This window comes from Ruegeria sp. BJ3 (genome assembly GCF_056535665.1).
This window is the reverse complement of the sequence record NZ_JBQFIT010000001.1, coordinates 951814-970651: the sequence shown is the minus strand read 5'-3', so window position 1 is coordinate 970651 and position 18838 is coordinate 951814. Positions and strand designations below refer to the sequence as shown.

Below are 18838 nucleotides of genomic sequence, written 5' to 3'. Positions count from 1 at the left end.
TTTTTCGCCCCATTAATCGCGTTTCCTATAAACAAAAGCCTGCATTTGTCAGCGTTTTGCACAATTTGGGAAATAATCGACCAGCCTTATTCGAACTGATATTCGAATCTCTCTATGTCTTCGCGACAAACGTCAAACACCGCCTTTTTTGCCTGAACCGAGTAGTAGTTGGCGTATTCCGCCCCCCGGGCTGACCGGTTTTCATGCGGAAGGTCCAGACGAAACCCCAGATGATCGAACAGTGGGGCCGCATCCCGCTGAAAGCTTTCGATCCGAATGTATGCGCGACAAAGATCGGTTCCGGTGGCGTCTCTGACATAGGATGGGAACGGGTTTTCCCGAAAGGACTGCTGGATTTTAGGGTGCAGAACAAAGGCCTCAAAATCCAGCCGCCCGGCCAGATGGACTGCTGGGTGATCAAAGGACTGATCCCTCAGCCAGTAGTAATAGCTGACCATCCGGTCCCACGGGTTGCGGATCAGCGTGAACACGAACATCTCTTGCATCTGCTGGTCGGGCAAAAGCCCCCGCAAATCGGTCAGACGGGAGTGTTTCCACAGCCTTCCCGCCGTCTTCAGTGACCTGTTGCGTTTGTTTCTGCGCTGCGCCTTGGGGGTGTCGCCCACCAGGATATCGTCCTTCATGGCCCGCTGCTCGAGCGCCAGCGCCAGTGATGTTCCCCCGGTCTTGGGAATATGTATGAAGATGTAGGTCCGCCCTGTTGATAGAATCATTGCGCCGGTTCCCGTTGGGGAACCACGCTCGCCCGCCACGCCAGCACTGCGCCGGCCGCGGCGATCAGGGCGATGCCCGCAATCTGCAGCGGTCCGATCCCCTGCCCCATCACCACCCAGGCAAAAACCGGCCCGAAGATCATGACCGAATACTCGAACACCGCGACATATGACGGCTCGCCCAGTTGGTAGGCCTTGATCAGCATGAATACCGCAGCCGTGGACCCAACCGCCTGCAATGCGACCCACGGCAGAGCGGCCTCCATCGGCCAGACCCAGCCCCGGGTCACAAAACCGGCCGGGCCGTCAGACTCCACAACCGGCAAAACCGAAAAAACGGCGAGACCAAGAGCGCCGGCCAGCCCAAGCGTGACAATCATCGCGGCCAGCAAAGCGACGGTGCTTTCGTTTGCACAATGCGTTCGGGTCAGGATCGCACTGAGCGCATAGAAAAAGCCGCCTGCCACCGGCAAAAGGCTGGTCGCATCAAAGGCATTGGGGTCAGGCTGCAATACACAGAGGATTCCGACAAAACCCATAAGCACAGCCAGGACCCGCCAGGGGCCGATCTTCTGGTCCAGCAACAGCGCGGAAATCAACAGAACGAAGATCGGTGATGTGAACAGCCCCGCAAGGGCCTGAGCAATTGGCATCAAAGCCAGTGAGCTGAAATAGAACAACATCGCCAGGGTGATCAGAACACTGCGCAGCAGGACCGCCCAAAACCTCTGAGGTCGCAGCCCTCCAAACCCAAGAAACGACAGTCCAACGATAAGAGGCAGCATCATCACGGCCCGGCTTAGGTGGAATTGCCACAGACCGATCGTTTCGGCCAGCCGAATGACGAAATTGTCCACGACGCCGATGATTGCCATGGCCGAGACCATCAGAACCGATGCAAGAACCGGTGAAGAAGGATGTGCTGTCTGCATGTGGCCTTGGCCTCCGGGCCCTTTGGCCGAAACTACGCGTCCCGGTTATCGAGCACATTTCCAAATCACCACGCAACAGGTTTGCGCGGATTAATCTCTCCGTGCTAGGAATCGACAAAAGAAAAAACGAGCAGACCTCATCGAAATGACGGCACTGAAACAATACCAGCGGATCGAGGCTACCGGTCTGTGGCGCCCGTCGCCCGACGAGCAGCGGCGCGAAGTGGTTGTTTCGATCGGCGAGGCAACGTTGACCATCACCGATTTCAACGATCGCGCGCTGACGCACTGGTCGCTTGCCGCACTTGAAAGGCAGAACCCGGGCAAGTTCCCCGCAATATTCAATCCAGACGGCGACCCGGATGAGACACTGGAGCTGGAGCAGTCCGAAACCACCATGATCGAGGCAATCGACCGCTTGCAACGCGCCATCGAACGGGCGCGCCCGCATCCCGGACGCCTGCGGTGGGCCAGCGTCGGCGGCGTGGTTGCGGCTGTCGCGGCGGTCTTGCTGTTCTGGCTGCCCGGCGCCCTGCAAAGCCATGTCGAAAAGGTCGTGCCTGAGATCAAACGGCAGGACATCGGGAACACGATCCTGCAACGGATCGAGCGGGTCTCGGGCCGGGCCTGCGCCTCGGCGGACGCGCAGCCGGCGCTGCAGAAGCTGGCCCAGAGAACAGGTGTGCGACGGATCGTTGTGTTGCCGGCCGGGGTGCAGGAAAGCCTGTCACTTCCCGGTGGGATCGTGCTGCTGAACCGAGCGCTGGTTGAAGACAGTGAAGATCCCGCGGTGGCCGCCGGTTACGTGATAGCTGAACGCACGCGGGCCAGGCTGCATGATCCGTTGGACGATCTCCTGGACAAAACCGGGCCTACTGCAGCGTTTCGTCTGCTGACGACGGGCGAACTGACGCCTCAGATCGTTGACACCTATTCCGAACAGGTTCTGGCCGAACCCCGCCCCGCAGTTCCGGAAGACGACTTGCTGGAGGCGTTTGCGTCCGCCAATTTGCCCTCAACCCCATATGCCTATGCGGTTGATATCACGGGCGAAACGGTGCTGGGTCTGATCGAGGCCGACCCGATGACGGGTCAGCCTTTGGATCAGGTTATGCCCGACCGCGATTGGGTGCGGTTGCAGAATATCTGCAGCGACTAGGCGTGCCTATTTGGTGCCGAACATCCGGTCTCCGGCATCGCCCAGACCGGGCATGATGTAGCCCTTGGAATTCAGCTCGCGGTCCAGCGCGGCGGTAACGATCTTGACGTCGGGATGCGCCTCTTTCATGCGGGCCACGCCTTCGGGGGCGGCCAGCAGGCACAGGAACCGGATGTCGGTGGCACCGGCCTGTTTCAGCAGGTCGATCGCAGCGGCCGAGCTATTGCCGGTGGCCAGCATCGGGTCGACCGCAATCACCAGCCGATCTTTAAGGCCTTCGGGGGCCTTGAAGTAGTACTGCACCGGCTGCAACGTTTCTTCATCGCGATACAGGCCCACAAATCCAACCCGGGCCGAGGGCACCAGTTCCAGAACGCCGTCCAGCATCCCGTTGCCCGCACGCAGGATCGACACCAGCGCCAATTTCTTGCCCGCCAGGATCGGCGCGTCCATCTCCTCCATCGGGGTTTCGATATGGCGCGTGGTCAGGGGCATCTCGCGCGTGACTTCATAGGCCAGCAGCAGCGTGATCTCGCGCAGCAACTGCCGGAACGAGGCGGTCGAGGTGCCCTTGTCCCGCATGAGCGTCAGTTTGTGCTGAACCAGCGGGTGGTCGACGACGGTCAGATGTTCGCTCATGTGTTCTCCAGTCTTTTTCTGACCCTTGCGCGGGTCTCTTCATCGCAGAATGCGGCGTTCAGGGCGGTGTCGTTCAGCGCGGCGAAATCCTCGGCGTCCCAGCCGAAGGCCTGGGCCAGCATCTCATATTCGCGGCGCATGGTGGTATGAAAAAACGGCGGGTCATCGGTGGAAACCGTGACCTTCACACCCGCCTCGCGCAGCCGCGCGATCGGGTGGGCCGCAAAATCCGGGTACAGTCCCAGCACCACGTTCGAGCCCGGGCAGACCTCGAGCGTGACGCCCCGGTCGGCCAGTTCATGTACCAAATCGGGGTCTTCGATGGCACGAACCCCATGGCCCACACGTTCGACCCCCAGCGCGCGGACCGCATCGCGGACGCTTTCAGGGCCGCCGAATTCGCCGGCATGGGTAGTCAGGCGCAATCCGGCCTCGCGCGCGCAGTCGAAGGCCCATTTGAAATCGGCCTGCTGGCCCATGGCCTCGTTCCCGCCCATACCGAACCCGGTGATCCAGTCACCCGCGGTTTCGGCGGCGCAGCGCGCGCTGCGCTTGGCCTTGTCGGGTCCGAAATGGCGCACGCAGGTCACCACGCCGCGCAGGGTGATGTCGAACTTGTGCTCGGCCTCGTCAGCGGCGTCCTGAATGGCGGCCAGATAGTCGCGCCAGGCATACAGATCGCCCCCGCCGCAGAAATCGGGGCTGAGGAAGGTTTCGGAATAGACCACCCCGTTCGCCGCGCTTTCCTCCAGGATCGCCAGCGTCAGGCGGCGGAAATCCTCAGGGGTTTTCAACACTTCGCAAGCGGCCTCGTAGACGCTGAGGAAATGCGCGAAATCGCGAAAGTCATAGCTGCCGTCGGGTTTGAAAATGCCGCTCAGGTCAACCTTCTTTTCATGCGCCAGCTGGCGGATGAAGGCGGGCGGGGCCGCGCCTTCGTGATGCAGGTGCAGTTCGATCTTGGGCAGGTCTGCGACGGTCATAGAAAGGTCCTTCCCGGCCCTTGCGCCGGAATGTTCAGGTGATGGGCGATGCTGGCGGCCACGTCGGCGAAATTGACTTGCCCGATCTGTCCGGCCCCCAGGCCGGCGATCAGCACCGGCACCTGTTCGCGGGTGTGGTCAGTGCCGACCCAGCTGGGGTCGTTGCCGTGATCGGCGGTCAACAGAAACAGGTCGCCCGGGCGCAGCCGGGGCAGGATACGGCCGATCTGGGCGTCAAACCACTCCAGCGCGCGCGCATAGCCCGAGATGTCGCGCCGGTGGCCGTACTGGCTGTCAAACTCGACGAAATTTGCGAAAGTCAGGCTGCCGTCCTCGGCGCTGTCCACAAGGCGCGAGAGGTGACCCATCAGATCGGCGTCCGAGCCCTTGTCCAGCGTATCGATCCCCTGCATCGAGAAGATGTCGCCGATCTTGCCCACACCATGCACCTTGCGCCCGGCATCCTGCGCCCAGTTGGTCAGCACCGGCGCGGGCGGCGTGATGGCGAAATCCTTGCGGTTGGTGGTGCGGACGAACCCCTGTTCGGGCGAACCCACGAAGGGGCGCGCGATTACCCGTCCGACCTTCATCTCGTGCAGCATGGGGGCCAGTGTCCGGCACATTTGGTACAGGCGCTCCAGCCCGAACGTCTCCTCGTGCGCGGCAATCTGGAACACGCTGTCGGCCGAGGTATAGCAGATCGGCCAACACGTGCGCATATGTTCAGCACCCAGTTCGGCAATGATCGTGGTACCCGAGGCATGGCATATGCCCAGAATGCCCTCGGTACCTGCAGCTTGTGCGGCGGCGCGGGTCACATCATCAGGGAACGTGGGGACCGTGTCGGGGAAATAGTGCCAGTCCCACGGCACCGGCAGCCCGGCCAGCTCCCAATGACCCGACGGCGTGTCCTTGCCCGGCGAATGTTCGCGCGCGCACCCCCACAGGCCGGTCGGGTCGGCCTCCAAGCCCGGCACATCCGCGCCCGAGGCCAGCCGCACCGCCGCCCCCAGCCCCAGCGCATCGAGGTTGGGCAGGCGCAACGGCCCGGACCGGCCATCCTCGGCCCGCTCTTCAGCGGAGGCCTGCGCGATATGGGCCACCGTGTTGGCGCCGGTATCCGGCACGTCGCCGTTGAAAAAGCGGTCGGCATCCGGCGCGCCGCCGATGCCCACCGAATCCATCACCACAAGGAACGCGCGGCTCATGCGAGGATCCTTTCCTGTACCAGCTCCGGCACCGGAACGGGCGCCGGGCCGATGGTGATTGCGGCACGCACGGCTTGCGCGGCACGCTGCGCGGCGTCCTCTCGCGCGGCATGGACCACGGCCAGCGGCGTTCCGTCCGAGACCTTTTCGCCCAGCCGCACCAGCCCCGACAGGCCCACTGCCGGGTCGATCACATCGCTTTCCACCTGCCGGCCACCGCCCAGCGCCACGACGGCAAGGCCCAGAGCCTCGCCATCCATCGCGGTGACATAGCCTTCGTCCTGCGCCGCGACCTCAAGAATCACGCTGGCCTCGGGCAAGTAGCGCGCCCAATCATCGACCAGCCCCAGCGGCCCGCCCACCGCGGCCATCATCCGTCCGAACCGTTCGGCCGCACGGCCATCGCGGATCACCTCGGCGATCATGTCCCGCCCGGCCCGCGCGTCGCCGACCATACCTGCGTCAGACAGCAGAACACCGCCAAGTTCGGCCGAAATCTCGGCCAGGGGCGAGGGCTGCCCACCGGTCAGCACCTTCATTACTTCGGCGATTTCCAGGGCGTTGCCCAAGGCGGGCGCCAGCGGCTGGTTCATGTCGGTGATCAGGGCCGAGGTCCGGCACCCGGCCGTATTGGCCGTTTCGGTCAGGGCCTGCGCCAGCTTGCGCGCCTCGTCCAGCGTTTTCATGAAGGCTCCGCTGCCCACCTTGACGTCCAGCACCAGCGCATCCGGGCTGGCCGCCAGTTTCTTGGACAGGATCGAGGCGGTGATCAGATCGAGGCTTTCGACCGTGGCGGTCACGTCGCGGATCGCATAGAGCCGCTTGTCCGCCGGGGCGATCTGTGCCGTTGCGCCGACGATTGCGGCACCGGTCTCGGCCAAAATCTGGGCCAACCGGTCCTGGCTGATCTGGGTCGACACGCCGGGGATCGCCTCGAGCTTGTCGAGTGTCCCGCCGGTATGGCCCAGGCCGCGCCCCGAGATCATCGGCACATAGGCCCCGCATTCCGCCAGCGCCGGGGCCAGCACGAGGCTGACGCAATCCCCCACCCCACCGGTCGAATGCTTGTCGATCACCGGACCGTCCAGATCCCAGGTCAGAACCTCGCCGCTGTCGCGCATCGCCAGCGTCAGCGCGGCGCGGCCCTCGGGACCCAGCCCGCCCATGCAGACGGCCATGGCAAAGGCTCCAGCCTGGGCGTCGCTGACGCTTCCATCGGCCAGGCCTTGGGCGAACCACGCCAGTTCGCTGGCATCCGGCACCTCACGGCGGCGCAGTTTCGCGATAATCGAACGGGCGTCCATGGGCGCGGCCCTTACATGAACGAGGCGTCGAAGGCGCCGGGCAGCAGCTCGCCGATGGTCGTGCGGGTCTCAATCCCGTCCACCGTCGCCATGGTGACCACCACGTCCTTGTCTCCGAACTCGGCCAGTTTCTGCCGGCACCCGCCGCAGGGCGGCACCGGTTGCGGGCTGGAGGCCACCACATAGACCTCGGCCAGCTTGTTTTCTCCGGCGGCGACCATCGCGGCGATCGCACCGGCCTCGGCGCAGGTTCCTTCGGGATAGGCCACGTTTTCCACGTTGCAGCCCGCGAACACTTCGCCCGACGGGGTGCGGAGCGCGGCGCCTACCTTGAAATTCGAATAGGGCGCATAGGCGTTTTCACGCACCTTGAGGGCTGCTTCTTTCAACGACATGGCGATTCCCCGATTTTTGATCATCTGGTCAGAATGCCATACCCTACTGGAAATCCGCGGGGGAATTGAAGCCCCCTCTGCACGGGAATCTCGACGCGCCCGCGCGTCAGCCCAGATCGGTCTTGAAATACCCCGGCAGCGTGACCTCGAGCAGTTCGACATCGTCGCTGGGGTCGGCCAGCCGCGTGCGCATTCCGGGCGGGATGACAAAGGCATCGCCCTGCTCCAGCCGAAATGGATCACGGCCTTCACCTTCCAGGGTGACGGTCCCGTTCATCACGAAGGTAAAGTGGATATCGGCATCATGGCTGGCCCAGACCGGGTCGCCCTGCCCCCGGCGCACCACCTGAACGCCCGCCACGCCCTTGGTGTTTTCGGCAATCGTCGTGTCGCGGCATTGATAACCCGGCAGGCGGAACGGCTGCCACTCTGCCCCTTCGGCCCGGTTGTAGACGAACCGCTGGCCCTGCCATTCCCGCTCGGGGCGGTAATGCGGCGTAGGCAACTGCATTTCGTGGTCGATCTCGGTGACATGCTCGGCCGGAACGCCGATTTCGATCACCTGAACGTTGTCCGACGCTTCGAGCACGCGGTGCCGGATCTCGGGCGGCTGGATGAAACAGTCGCCAGCGGTCAGGCGCATCTTGTCGCCCTGATCCTCATAGACCACATCCACCCAGCCGTGGATGCAGAAGATCAGCTGGAACCCGACCTTGTGGAAATGCACCATGTCCGGGACCGGGCCGCCGTCGGGAATGCGGATGTGGCTGGCGATGATCGACCCGCCCAGCCGGTCGGGCACCAGATCGCGGTAATGCATGCCCGCGCGCCCGATGATCCAGGGCGCCTGATCCTTGAGCCTGCGGACAACGAAGGAATGAACCGTCTCGGGCATCACCAGGGGCGGGTTGCGCTCTTCGATCTCGATGCGGGTGCCGTTGGGGGCGACCAGGCTGCGCTGACCGCCGGCAAACCCGTCCGGATCATCGGTGAGGATACGCAAGGTGCCCGGCGCCTCGGGCGCGTCCTTTTCCACACGCAGTCGCAGGCCATGCCCCGAAAACACCGCAACCCGTGGGTCATCCGCCGGATAGATCATGTCCATCCGCATGCCCAGAACCTTGGTGTAGAACGGAATGTCGTTTCGCAGTTCTTGGGTCGGAATGCGGAATTCGGCTATGGTATCGGTCATGCTGGTCTCCTCTGCGCGGGACTGTGAGGGGCCGTTGGGGGATTTGCAAGTTGGGGTCGGATCCGCCGTCATGCGATTTCGAGGTTTCCCCTGCGTAAGAAATAGTTTAGCACTAAACTAAATTCCAAACGGGAAGTTTTGACATGTCCGACACACCCAGCCTGCGTCAGGCCGCACTTGATTACCACGCGCATCCGAAGCCTGGGAAACTGGAGATCAAGGCGACCAAACCCATGGCCAACGGGCGCGACCTTGCCCGCGCCTATTCGCCCGGCGTGGCCGAGGCCAGCCTTGAGATCAAGGCCGACCCGGCGACCGCCGAGATGTATACCGCGCGCGGCAATCTGGTGGCCGTGGTTTCGAATGGCACCGCGGTGCTGGGGCTGGGCAATATCGGCGCGCTGGCCTCTAAGCCGGTGATGGAGGGCAAAGCCGTCCTGTTCAAGAAATTCGCCGGCATCGACTGTTTCGACATCGAGTTGAACGAACCCGACCCCGAGAAGCTGGCCGATATCGTTTGCGCGCTGGAGCCGACCTTCGGCGCGATCAACCTCGAGGACATCAAGGCGCCCGACTGCTTTGTCGTCGAGAAACTGTGCCGCGAGCGGATGAACATTCCGGTCTTCCACGATGACCAACACGGCACCGCCATCGTGGTGGGGGCCGCTGCGCGCAACGCGCTGCACGTGGCTGGCAAGCGGTTCGAGGACATCAAGGTGGTTTCCACCGGTGGCGGTGCGGCGGGGATCGCCTGCCTGAACATGCTGGTCAAACTGGGCGTCAAGCGCGAGAACATCTGGCTGTGCGACATTCACGGGCTGGTCTATGAGGGTCGCGTCGAAGACATGAACCCGCACAAGGACCAATTCGCCCAGAAAACCGACCTGCGCACGCTGGATCAGGTGATCGACGGGGCCGACCTGTTTCTGGGCCTCAGCGGGCCGAACGTGCTCAAGCCCGAGATGGTCGCGCGCATGGCCAAACAGCCGATCATCTTTGCTCTTGCGAACCCGACCCCGGAGATCCTGCCCGACGCCGCGCGCGAAGTCGCCCCCGATGCCATCATCGCCACCGGGCGCAGCGACTTCCCGAACCAGGTGAACAACGTCCTTTGTTTCCCGTTCATCTTCCGCGGTGCGCTGGACGTGGGTGCGACCGAGATCAACGATGCCATGCAGATCGCCTGCGTTGAAGGCATCGCCGAAATGGCCCGCGCCACCACCAGCGCCGAGGCCGCAGCCGCCTACAAGGGCGAACAGCTGACCTTCGGCCCAGACTACCTGATCCCCAAGCCGTTCGACCCGCGACTGGTGGGTGTGGTGTCCTCGGCCGTGGCCCGCGCCGCGATGGAAAGCGGCGTGGCCAGGCGCCCCATCGAGGACATCGAAGCCTACAAGGAAAAGCTGAACCAGACGGTCTTCAAGTCCGCCCTACTGATGCGCCCCGTCTTCGAGGCCGCCGCCGCTGCCTCGCGCCGCATCGTCTTTGCCGAAGGCGAAGACGAACGCGTGCTGCGCGCCGCTCAGGCGATTCTTGAGGAAACCACCGAAACCCCGATCCTGATCGGCCGTCCCGAGGTGATCGAGGCACGCTGCGAACGACTGGGCCTGTCGGTCCGCCCCGGGCAGGACTTCCAGATCGTAAACCCGGAAAACGACCCGCGCTATTATGACTATTGGAACTCGTACCACCAAATCATGCAGCGCCGGGGGGTGACGCCTGATCTGGCCAAGGCAATCATGCGGACCAATTCCACCGCGATCGGCGCGATCATGGTTCACAGGGGTGAAGCCGACAGCATGATCTGCGGCACCTTCGGCGAGTATCGTTGGCACCTGAACTATGTTGAGCAGGTGCTGAATGACGGCGATCTTCGCCCGCACGGCGCATTGTCCCTCATGATCCTTGAAGACGGCCCGCTGTTCATCGCCGACACTCATGTCCGGCAATTGCCCAACCCGGAAGAACTGGCTGAGATCACCGTGGGCGCCGCGCGGCATGTGCGGCGGTTCGGGATCGAACCCAAGATCGCGTTCTGCTCGCAATCGCAGTTCGGCAATCAGGCCGAGGGCTCGGGCAAGCGCCTGCGCGAAGCGATCGCGATATTGGACAGCAAGCCCCGCGACTTCATCTATGAAGGCGAAATGAACCTGGACGTGGCCCTGGACCCCGAACTGCGCGAGCGGATTTTCCCCAATTCCCGCCTGGAGGGGGCGGCCAACGTTCTGATCTTTGCCCATGCGGACGCGGCCAGCGGTGTGCGCAACATTCTGAAGATGAAGGCCGACGGCATCGAGGTTGGCCCCATCCTGATGGGCATGGGCAACAAGGCGCATATCGTGACACCCTCGATCACGGCACGCGGGCTGCTGAACATGGCGGCGATTGCCGGAACGCCCGTCGCGCACTACGGTTGAACACGGCGGCCCGACCGGTCTGGCCGCCCTGTCGAGGGAGGTCATCATGAATGGTCACTGCCACTGCGGCGACGTGCGATGGGCCAGCGATGCCGAGATCGCCTGGAGCTGTTACTGCCACTGCGCGGATTGCAGGCGCAACTGCGCCGCCCCGGTCACCGCGTTCATCGGGCTGCCCCACGGTTCGGTGACGTGGTCGGGGGATGCGCCGCACGTGTACAACTCGTCTAAGGATGTCGAACGCCTGTTCTGCGGGACCTGCGGCACGCCGATGGCATACCGCAATGCCCGCGACCGGGTGAACATTCACCTCTATACCGCCACGTTGGACAACCCCGAGGATGCCGCGCCCCGGTTTCACGTTTTTCACGCCGAGCATCTGCATTGGCTGAACATCGAGGACAGTCTGCCCCGATATGCGGGAACAACGACCTGATCCGAATCTGGCAACGCCACTTTTGCACCAGACGCTTCGCAAATTTGCAAGTTCCGCAAAAATTTCCCGCCCAGGCGCGAAAACAAGGATCATTTGCAAAACTTTGCAAGGCAAATGGGGCGGTTCTGCAAATATTTCGCGATAAACTGACGCGCCGTCACGCGCGCCGCTTGCTCGGTCAGCCGTCCGCGCCTAACACAATGCGAGCAATTTTTGGGAGGAGGACCCATGGCATACCAGGACGTTTACGAGAGCTGGCAAAAAGACCCAGAGGCTTTCTGGATGGACGCGGCCAAGGGGATCGACTGGTTCCAACCGCCAAGCAAGGCCCTGTTTGACGACAACGCCCCTCTCTATGAATGGTTCTGTGATGCCAAGGTGAACACTTGCTGGAACGCGGTGGACCGCCACGTTGAAAACGGCCGAGGCGAGCAAACCGCCGTCATCTATGATAGCCCGATCACCCACACCAAGCGCGAAATCTCGTATATGGAGCTGCGCAATCGCGTGGCGACCCTGGCCGGCGCGCTGCGCGCCAAGGGCGTCGAAAAGGGCGACCGCGTCATCATCTACATGCCGATGATCCCAGAGGCTCTTGAGGCGATGCTGGCCTGCGCGCGGCTGGGTGCGGTGCATTCGGTGGTCTTTGGCGGGTTTGCCAGCAACGAACTGGCGGTGCGGATCGACGACGCCAAACCCAAGGCGATCATCGCGGCGTCCTGCGGGTTGGAGCCCGGTCGCGTGGTGCATTACAAGCCGCTGCTGGACGGTGCCATCGACATGGCCGAACACAAGCCCGATTTCTGCGTGATCTTCCAGCGCGAACAGGAAGTGGCCAAGCTGGTCGAGGGGCGCGACTTCAACTGGCACGGCTTCCAGTACGGCGTTGAGCCGGCCGAGTGTGTCCCGGTCGAAGGCAATGATCCGGCCTACATCCTTTACACCTCGGGCACCACGGGCGCACCCAAAGGTGTCGTGCGGCCGACGGCCGGGCACCTTGTGGCTCTGAACTGGACGATGAAGAACATCTACAACGTCGATCCCGGCGACGTGTTCTGGGCGGCCTCAGACGTGGGCTGGGTCGTGGGGCATTCCTACATCTGCTATGGTCCGCTGATCCACGGCAACACCACCATCGTGTTCGAGGGCAAACCCGTCGGCACCCCCGACGCGGGCACCTTCTGGCGGGTGATATCCGAGCACAAGGTCAAAAGCTTTTTCACCGCCCCAACGGCGATCCGGGCGGTCAAGCGCGAGGACCCCAAGGGCGAAATGCTGGCGAAATACGACCTGTCCTGCCTCAAGGCCCTGTTCCTGGCCGGTGAACGCGCCGACCCGGACACGATCACTTGGGCACAGGACGCGCTGAAGGTTCCGGTCGTCGACCACTGGTGGCAGACCGAAACCGGCTGGACCATCGCTGGAAACCCGCTGGGGATCGAGGAACTGCCAATCAAGCTGGGCTCGCCCGCCAAGCCGATGCCCGGATATGACGTGCAGATCCTGGACGAAGGCGGTCACCCGATGAAACCGGGCGAACTGGGCGCGATCGCGGTCAAGCTGCCACTGCCCCCGGGCACGCTGCCGACCCTGTGGAATGCCGAGGAGCGTTTCAAGAAATCCTATCTCGAGCATTTCCCGGGCTATTATGAAACCGGCGATGCAGGCATGATCGACGAGGACGGGTACCTCTACATCATGGCCCGCACCGATGACGTGATCAACGTCGCCGGCCACCGCCTGTCCACCGGCGCGATGGAGGAGGTTCTGGCCGCCCATCCCGATGTGGCCGAATGCGCAGTCATCGGTGTATCGGACCAGTTGAAGGGTCAGGCCCCGGTTGGCTTCCTGTGCCTGAACGCGGGTTGCAATCGTGACCATGCCGAGATCGCGAAAGAGGTCGTGCAGATGGTGCGCGACAAAATCGGGCCCGTAGCAGCATTCAAGCTGGCCGTCGTAGTGGATCGTCTGCCAAAGACACGGTCCGGCAAGATCCTGCGTGGAACGATGGTGTCGATCGCCGATGGCAAGAAATACAAAATGCCAGCCACGATCGACGATCCGGCCATTCTGGACGAGATCACCGAAGCCCTGAAATCAATCGGTTACGCCCAGTAACCGGGCATTGTGCGGCCCTGGGCCGCCCGCCCTGCCCTGCAGGGTTGCAACCATTGGCAGACCGCCTACTGTGCCCTTGACGGAGGGCACATGGCAAATGACGACATCTGGCGCCTGAGCGCTGCAGAACTAGCAAAACTGACCCGCTCCGGCGAATTGAGCGCGACCGAAGCCGTCCAAAGTGCGATCGACCGGATGCACGCGCTGAACCCGGCGCTGAATGCCGTCGTCGAAGACCTCAGCACCGAGGCGCAGGAGCGCGCCCGCGCCCTCGATGCCCAGTGGGCGCGCGGCGAACCGACCGGCCCGCTGCACGGCGTTCCCGTCACGATCAAAGTCAATGTCGACCAGAAAGACCATGCCACGACCAATGGCGTGGCCGCTCTGAAAGACGTAATTGCCCCTGACGATGCGCCCGTCGTGTCGAACCTGCTGAAGGCCGGTGCGGTGGTGATCGGCCGGACCAACACGCCCGAGTTCTCATTCCGCGCCGACACCGACAACCCGCTGTATGGGCGCACGCACAACCCGTGGGGACAGCATATTTCGCCCGGCGGCTCCTCGGGCGGGGCCGGCGTGGCGGTGATGACGGGCATGGGGGCGCTGGCGCATGGCAACGACATCGGCGGCAGCCTGCGGTTCCCGGCCGCGGCCCTTGGCGCGGTCACAGTGAAGCCGGGCCTTGGCCGCGTCCCCGCATGGAACCCAAGCCAAACCGCCGAACGCGGTCTGCTGGCGCAACTGATGTCGGTGCAAGGACTGATCACCCGCAGCGCGGTTGACCTGCACCTGGCCATGCCCAGCCTCATCGCGCCGGATCCGCGCGATCCGTTTCACGTTCCGCTGCCATGGCGCATGGCCGAGCCTGACCAGCAGCCGCGGGTGGCTTTCACCAAGAACACTTTCGGTTACGATCTCCACCCCGAGGTCGACAAGGCGCTGGACACGGCCCGTGATGCACTGGTTGATGCCGGGTACACCGTTGACGAGATCGACGCTCCGAACGTTTTTGAATGTGGACGGATTGGTTATCGCGCATTAATGGGCGAGGTTCTGACCCTGATGAAAGCCGATGTCGAGGCGGCCGGGTCCGAGACCATCCAACGCATCTTTGCCACTTACTTCCAGGAATTTCCCCCGATCACCGGACCGGACCTGATCCGGGCGCTGGCGCAGCGCAGCCACCATGCGCGGGAATGGTCCCTGTTCATGGAGGACTATCCGCTGGTGCTGTCTCCTTTCCTGCCGCAGCCCTTTTTCAGACCCGACCGCGACACAGAAGGCTCGGAAGGTGTGCACGAAGTGCTGGGCTGCGCAGTCTATTCCTACGCCATGAACTTTCTGGGCCTACCCGCCGCCTGCGTTCCGGCGCGTTTGGCCGAATTGCCGAACGGGCGCCAACCAATCAACGTTCAGATCGCGGCGCAGCGCTGGCGCGAGGACCTTGCCGTGGACGCAGCCGTCGCAATTGAAGCCCGGGTTGGTCGTATGGCTGATCACCTGTGGGCCGATCTGGCAAGCACGGGCTGAAACACCAACCGCTTTCAAATGCCCCAAAATAATTGACCCCGGGACTGAGAGCCCGGGGTCCACGTGCTAAAATATGCCCGGATTGTGATGACGAGCGTAGCACCACCCACCCTCGCCAGCGCGAAAACTGCGCAATCATCCGAAAACACCATTTGGTGGCCACTCACTCCCACCGCGGCGTGTTCTCCGGGCAGGTTCAGCATAGCTGAGAGATGGTCAGCGTCCTGTGAACTGCTTCACATAAGCCCGAGAATTTCGGGAATTTATGTGAATTGTTCAATCGTTAGACGCTCTTCCAGGCCATGCCCGGGGTCAAACAGGATCCTGTGGCGGATCTTGGGTTCCGACCGAATCTCGACCCAATCGATATCCGGAAAGGATATGGAATCAGCGTCCGCCATCACCGGGCGCTTGTCGGCTTCAAGCACGTCAAAGCGCACGTGCGCCGTGCTGGGCAGCAACGCACCGCGCCACCGCCGAGGGCGAAAGGCCGCAATGGCCGTCAGCGCCAGAACGTCCGACCCAATGGGCAGAATCGGGCCATGTGCCGAATAGTTGTAGGCGGTCGACCCGGCGGGCGTGGACAACAGCGCGCCATCACAGACCAGTTCGGCCAACCGCACGCGGCCATTCACGCTGATCTTCAGGCGCGCGGCTTGCGGACCGGCGCGCAGCAACGAAACCTCGTTAATCGCAAGGGCTTCGTGCACCTGTCCCGATTGGTCCATGGCCTTCATCGTCAAGGGGTTGATGACTTCTTCTTCGGCGGCTCTCAGACGCTCCATCAGATCGGCTTCGTGGAACTCGTTCATCAGAAACCCGATGGTCCCGCGATTCATGCCGTAGACCGGCACATCCAGATGCTGCGTGTTGTGCAGCGTCCGCAACATGAACCCGTCGCCGCCCAGCGCCACGATGACATCCGCATCTCGGGGCGCCGCATTGCCATAGCGTGCCACCAGTTTGTTGCGGGCCGACTGCGCGACATCCACGTCGCTGGCGAGAAAAGCGATTCTCTTGGTCATGTTTTCCGGTTTCCGGTGCTGCGCATTTGGTTCCGAAACAAACATACCTTTCCCCATTAGGCCAGACGTGACGCCGCAGCTGGCCATTTCGTCGCTTTAAAGTCTTTTTCATCCGTACAGTTTCCTATAGGAAATCCGCCAAACCAACCTCAGCCATGCGGAGCGCCCATGAACGCCAACCTTCGTGATACCGGTTTCTTCACCCAGTCCCTCGCGGATCGTGACCCTGAACTTTTTGGGGCAATCACCTCCGAACTGGGACGTCAGCGCGACGAGATCGAGCTGATCGCTTCGGAAAACATCGTCAGCGCAGCCGTCATGGAGGCGCAGGGCTCGGTCATGACCAACAAATACGCCGAAGGCTATCCCGGTCGGCGTTACTATGGCGGCTGCCAGTTCGTCGACATCGCCGAGAACCTGGCCATCGACCGCGCCAAGCAACTGTTCGGTTGCGAATTCGCCAACGTGCAGCCGAATTCGGGATCACAAGCCAACCAGGGCGTGTTCCAGGCGCTGATCCAGCCGGGCGACACCATTCTGGGCATGAGCCTGGATGCTGGCGGTCACCTGACCCATGGCGCCAAGCCCAACCAGTCGGGCAAGTGGTTCAATGCGGTTCAGTACGGCGTGCGCAAGCAGGACAACATGCTGGACTACGATCAGGTCGAGGCGCTGGCCAAAGAACACCAGCCCAAGCTGATCATCGCCGGCGGCTCTGCCATTCCGCGCCAGATCGACTTTGCACGCATGCGCGAGATCGCCGACATGGTGGGCGCCTATCTGCACGTGGACATGGCGCATTTCGCCGGTCTGGTCGCCGCGGGCGAGCATCCCAGCCCCTTCCCGCACGCGCATGTGGCCACGACCACCACGCACAAAACCCTGCGCGGCCCGCGTGGCGGCATGATCCTGACCAATGACGAGACGATCGCCAAGAAGGTGAATTCGGCGATCTTCCCGGGCATCCAGGGCGGCCCACTGATGCATGTGATCGCGGCAAAGGCCGTGGCATTTGGCGAGGCGCTGCAGCCTTCGTTCAAAGACTACATCAAACAGGTCGTCGTCAACGCTCAGGCGTTGTCGGATCAACTGATCAAGGGCGGCCTGGACACGGTGACCCACGGCACCGACACCCATGTTGTTCTGGTCGACCTGCGCCCCAAGGGCGTCAAGGGCAACGCGACCGAAAAGGCGCTGGGCCGTGCGCACATCACCTGCAACAAGAACGGCGTGCCGTTCGATCCAGAAAAGCCGACCGTGACCAGCGGCATCCGTCTGGGTTCGCCCGCCGGCACGACCCGAGGCTTTGGAGAGCCCGAGTTTCGCCAGATTGCGGATTGGATCATCGAGGTGGTCGATGGACTGGCCGCCAATGGTGAAGACAACAACGGTGAGGTCGAGGCGCGGGTCAAAGCGCAGGTCGCGGATCTGTGCGCAAAGTTCCCGATCTACCCGAACCTCTGACGCTACAAGTTTAGAAACAACAAGATGGCGCCTTTTTCGGGCGCCATTTTTCCTTGCCGGCAGATGCCCTGATCAGATCAGACCGCGCCACCAAAGCACGACAAGGAACAGTGCGGCCAAGGCCAGAATGTTGAAGGCCAGCCCCCCGAGCATGCCCAGGAACCAACCCCAGCGGCGATCCGCCAGATTAATGGCGCGCAGATGCGACTGAACATCCTTCGCCGCCTTTTCCAGGGTCGGCGAGTCCAGGGTCAGCCGGAGCTTGGGATGCTCGACCAACGGCTCGGCACGGGCGAGTTCCATTGCCTGTTTGTAGACCTTACGCGGCAAGCGACGCTTGGCACGGCGCACCGACTCGGCCAGGGTCTTGCCCTTTGCGCCCAGTTTTTTGCGCAACAGGATTATCGTCTGCGCGATCTGGGTCTGAATTTCTGTTTCCTGAGCCATGCGCCCCTCCTGATGGGGCAATCTAACGGTCTGCGCAGGCGGTCACAATGGGGCTGGTTGTCCGGGGCGCCGGAGGCTATCAGAAAGACATGCTGAACACGATCACACATGGCGAACCGACGTCCCGCACACCGCTGCTGATTGCCCATGGGCTATACGGATCGGCCCGAAACTGGGGGGTGATCGCGCGTCGGCTGTCAGACGAACGTCAGGTGGTGGCGGTCGACATGCGCAATCACGCCCACAGCTTCTGGGACGACCGGCACGATTATCCGGCATTGGCGGATGATTTGGCTGAGGTCATCGAAAGCATGGGCGGCGTGGCAGACGTGATCGGGCATTCGATGGGCGGCAAGTCGGCAATGACATTGGCGCTCGAGCATGGCGAAATGGTCAACAGGTTGGTCGTGGCGGACATTGCTCCGGTTCGGTACAGCCACACGCAAATGCAATATATCGAGGCCATGCGCGCCGTGGACATGACACAGGTCGCGCGCCGCTCGGATGTGGAACAGCAACTGGCCGATCTCGGAGTCGAGAAGGCGTTGCAGAGCTTCTTCACTCAGTCGCTGGACGTTCCCGGCAAACGTTGGCGGCTGAATCTGGACGTATTGGCCAAAGAGATGTCGAATATCATGGGTTTTCCGGACTTTACCTCGCACTGGGACGGTCCGGCGCTGTTTCTCGCCGGTGCGGAGTCGGACTATGTTCAGGCAAGTCACCGCGAAATCATCAAATCCTTGTTCCCGAACGCCCGTTTCGCCAAGATTCTGGGCGCAGGCCATTGGTTGCACGCCGAAAAACCGCGTGAGTTCGAAGCTGCCGTCCGGACATTTCTGAACGCCGCCTAAGCTC

At 62.6% G+C, this 18838-nt stretch carries 17 protein-coding genes; 7 read left to right on the top strand and 10 right to left on the bottom strand.

Going from position 1 to position 18838, the window contains the following annotated elements; translation table 11 throughout:
• Positions 1–86 precede the first annotated feature (86 nt).
• Together ACR3EL_RS04860 and ACR3EL_RS04855 are read right to left on the bottom strand one after the other, a co-directional pair.
• Positions 87–734, bottom strand: a complete 648-nt coding sequence (locus tag ACR3EL_RS04860) for a sulfotransferase family 2 domain-containing protein (protein ID WP_170337658.1) — start codon at positions 732–734, stop codon at positions 87–89.
• Entirely contained in the window at positions 731–1666 is a 936-nt protein-coding gene (locus ACR3EL_RS04855; RefSeq protein WP_170337656.1) for a DMT family transporter, read from the bottom strand. The genes ACR3EL_RS04860 and ACR3EL_RS04855 overlap by 4 nt, the downstream gene beginning before the upstream one ends.
• 145 nt (positions 1667–1811) lie before the next feature.
• Here ACR3EL_RS04855 and ACR3EL_RS04850 point away from each other — a divergent pair, with 145 nt between their 5' ends.
• The gene (locus tag ACR3EL_RS04850) at positions 1812–2825 is read left to right on the top strand and encodes a hypothetical protein (RefSeq protein WP_480720660.1); all 1014 of its coding nucleotides are present in this window, start codon (positions 1812–1814) and stop codon (positions 2823–2825) included.
• A gap of 6 nt (positions 2826–2831) precedes the next feature.
• Here the strand turns inward: ACR3EL_RS04850 and upp are convergent, their stop codons facing one another.
• The 6 genes from upp to ACR3EL_RS04820 all read right to left on the bottom strand — a co-directional run bounded on the left by upp (position 2832) and on the right by ACR3EL_RS04820 (position 8546).
• On the bottom strand, positions 2832–3464 hold the full coding sequence (upp, locus tag ACR3EL_RS04845) for a uracil phosphoribosyltransferase (RefSeq protein WP_093962638.1): 633 nt from the start codon (positions 3462–3464) through the stop codon (positions 2832–2834).
• Positions 3461–4447: an adenosine deaminase gene (locus tag ACR3EL_RS04840; RefSeq protein ID WP_480720658.1), complete on the bottom strand. Its 987-nt coding sequence runs from the start codon at positions 4445–4447 to the stop codon at positions 3461–3463. Before ACR3EL_RS04840 ends, upp begins: the two co-directional genes overlap by 4 nt.
• Positions 4444–5655 (bottom strand): phosphopentomutase, encoded by a 1212-nt coding sequence (locus ACR3EL_RS04835; protein WP_480720656.1) that lies wholly within the window; start codon positions 5653–5655, stop codon positions 4444–4446. Before ACR3EL_RS04835 ends, ACR3EL_RS04840 begins: the two co-directional genes overlap by 4 nt.
• The gene (locus tag ACR3EL_RS04830) at positions 5652–6959 is read right to left on the bottom strand and encodes a thymidine phosphorylase (protein WP_480720654.1); all 1308 of its coding nucleotides are present in this window, start codon (positions 6957–6959) and stop codon (positions 5652–5654) included. Before ACR3EL_RS04830 ends, ACR3EL_RS04835 begins: the two co-directional genes overlap by 4 nt.
• An 11-nt stretch (positions 6960–6970) precedes the next feature.
• A complete protein-coding gene (locus ACR3EL_RS04825; RefSeq protein WP_170363036.1) occupies positions 6971–7354 on the bottom strand; it encodes a cytidine deaminase in 384 nt (127 codons plus the stop codon).
• Positions 7355–7460: 106 nt separating this feature from the next.
• Positions 7461–8546: a cupin domain-containing protein gene (locus tag ACR3EL_RS04820; RefSeq protein WP_480720651.1), complete on the bottom strand. Its 1086-nt coding sequence runs from the start codon at positions 8544–8546 to the stop codon at positions 7461–7463.
• A gap of 143 nt (positions 8547–8689) precedes the next feature.
• On the opposite strand from ACR3EL_RS04820, the gene ACR3EL_RS04815 reads away from it, so the two are divergent.
• The 4 genes from ACR3EL_RS04815 to ACR3EL_RS04800 all read left to right on the top strand — a co-directional run bounded on the left by ACR3EL_RS04815 (position 8690) and on the right by ACR3EL_RS04800 (position 15047).
• The gene (locus tag ACR3EL_RS04815) at positions 8690–10963 is read left to right on the top strand and encodes an NADP-dependent malic enzyme (protein WP_480720650.1); all 2274 of its coding nucleotides are present in this window, start codon (positions 8690–8692) and stop codon (positions 10961–10963) included.
• A gap of 46 nt (positions 10964–11009) precedes the next feature.
• Positions 11010–11399, top strand: coding sequence for a GFA family protein (locus ACR3EL_RS04810; protein WP_170337644.1), 390 nt, complete (start codon positions 11010–11012; stop codon positions 11397–11399).
• A gap of 228 nt (positions 11400–11627) precedes the next feature.
• The gene (prpE, locus tag ACR3EL_RS04805) at positions 11628–13517 is read left to right on the top strand and encodes a propionate-CoA ligase PrpE (RefSeq protein ID WP_170337643.1); all 1890 of its coding nucleotides are present in this window, start codon (positions 11628–11630) and stop codon (positions 13515–13517) included.
• A 90-nt stretch (positions 13518–13607) separates the two neighbouring features.
• Positions 13608–15047: an amidase family protein gene (locus tag ACR3EL_RS04800; RefSeq protein WP_170337642.1), complete on the top strand. Its 1440-nt coding sequence runs from the start codon at positions 13608–13610 to the stop codon at positions 15045–15047.
• 263 nt (positions 15048–15310) lie between these two features.
• Here ACR3EL_RS04800 and ACR3EL_RS04795 read toward each other — a convergent pair whose 3' ends face one another.
• Positions 15311–16072, bottom strand: coding sequence for an NAD kinase (locus ACR3EL_RS04795; RefSeq protein ID WP_170337641.1), 762 nt, complete (start codon positions 16070–16072; stop codon positions 15311–15313).
• 168 nt (positions 16073–16240) lie between these two features.
• Between ACR3EL_RS04795 and glyA the strand changes: the two genes are divergently transcribed.
• Positions 16241–17536: a serine hydroxymethyltransferase gene (gene glyA, locus ACR3EL_RS04790; RefSeq protein WP_170337640.1), complete on the top strand. Its 1296-nt coding sequence runs from the start codon at positions 16241–16243 to the stop codon at positions 17534–17536.
• Positions 17537–17608: 72 nt separating this feature from the next.
• Here the strand turns inward: glyA and ACR3EL_RS04785 are convergent, their stop codons facing one another.
• Positions 17609–17983, bottom strand: a complete 375-nt coding sequence (locus ACR3EL_RS04785) for a hypothetical protein (RefSeq protein WP_170337639.1) — start codon at positions 17981–17983, stop codon at positions 17609–17611.
• A 47-nt stretch (positions 17984–18030) separates the two neighbouring features.
• On the opposite strand from ACR3EL_RS04785, the gene ACR3EL_RS04780 reads away from it, so the two are divergent.
• Positions 18031–18834, top strand: a complete 804-nt coding sequence (locus ACR3EL_RS04780) for an alpha/beta fold hydrolase (RefSeq protein ID WP_254432904.1) — start codon at positions 18031–18033, stop codon at positions 18832–18834.
• Positions 18835–18838 lie beyond the last annotated feature (4 nt).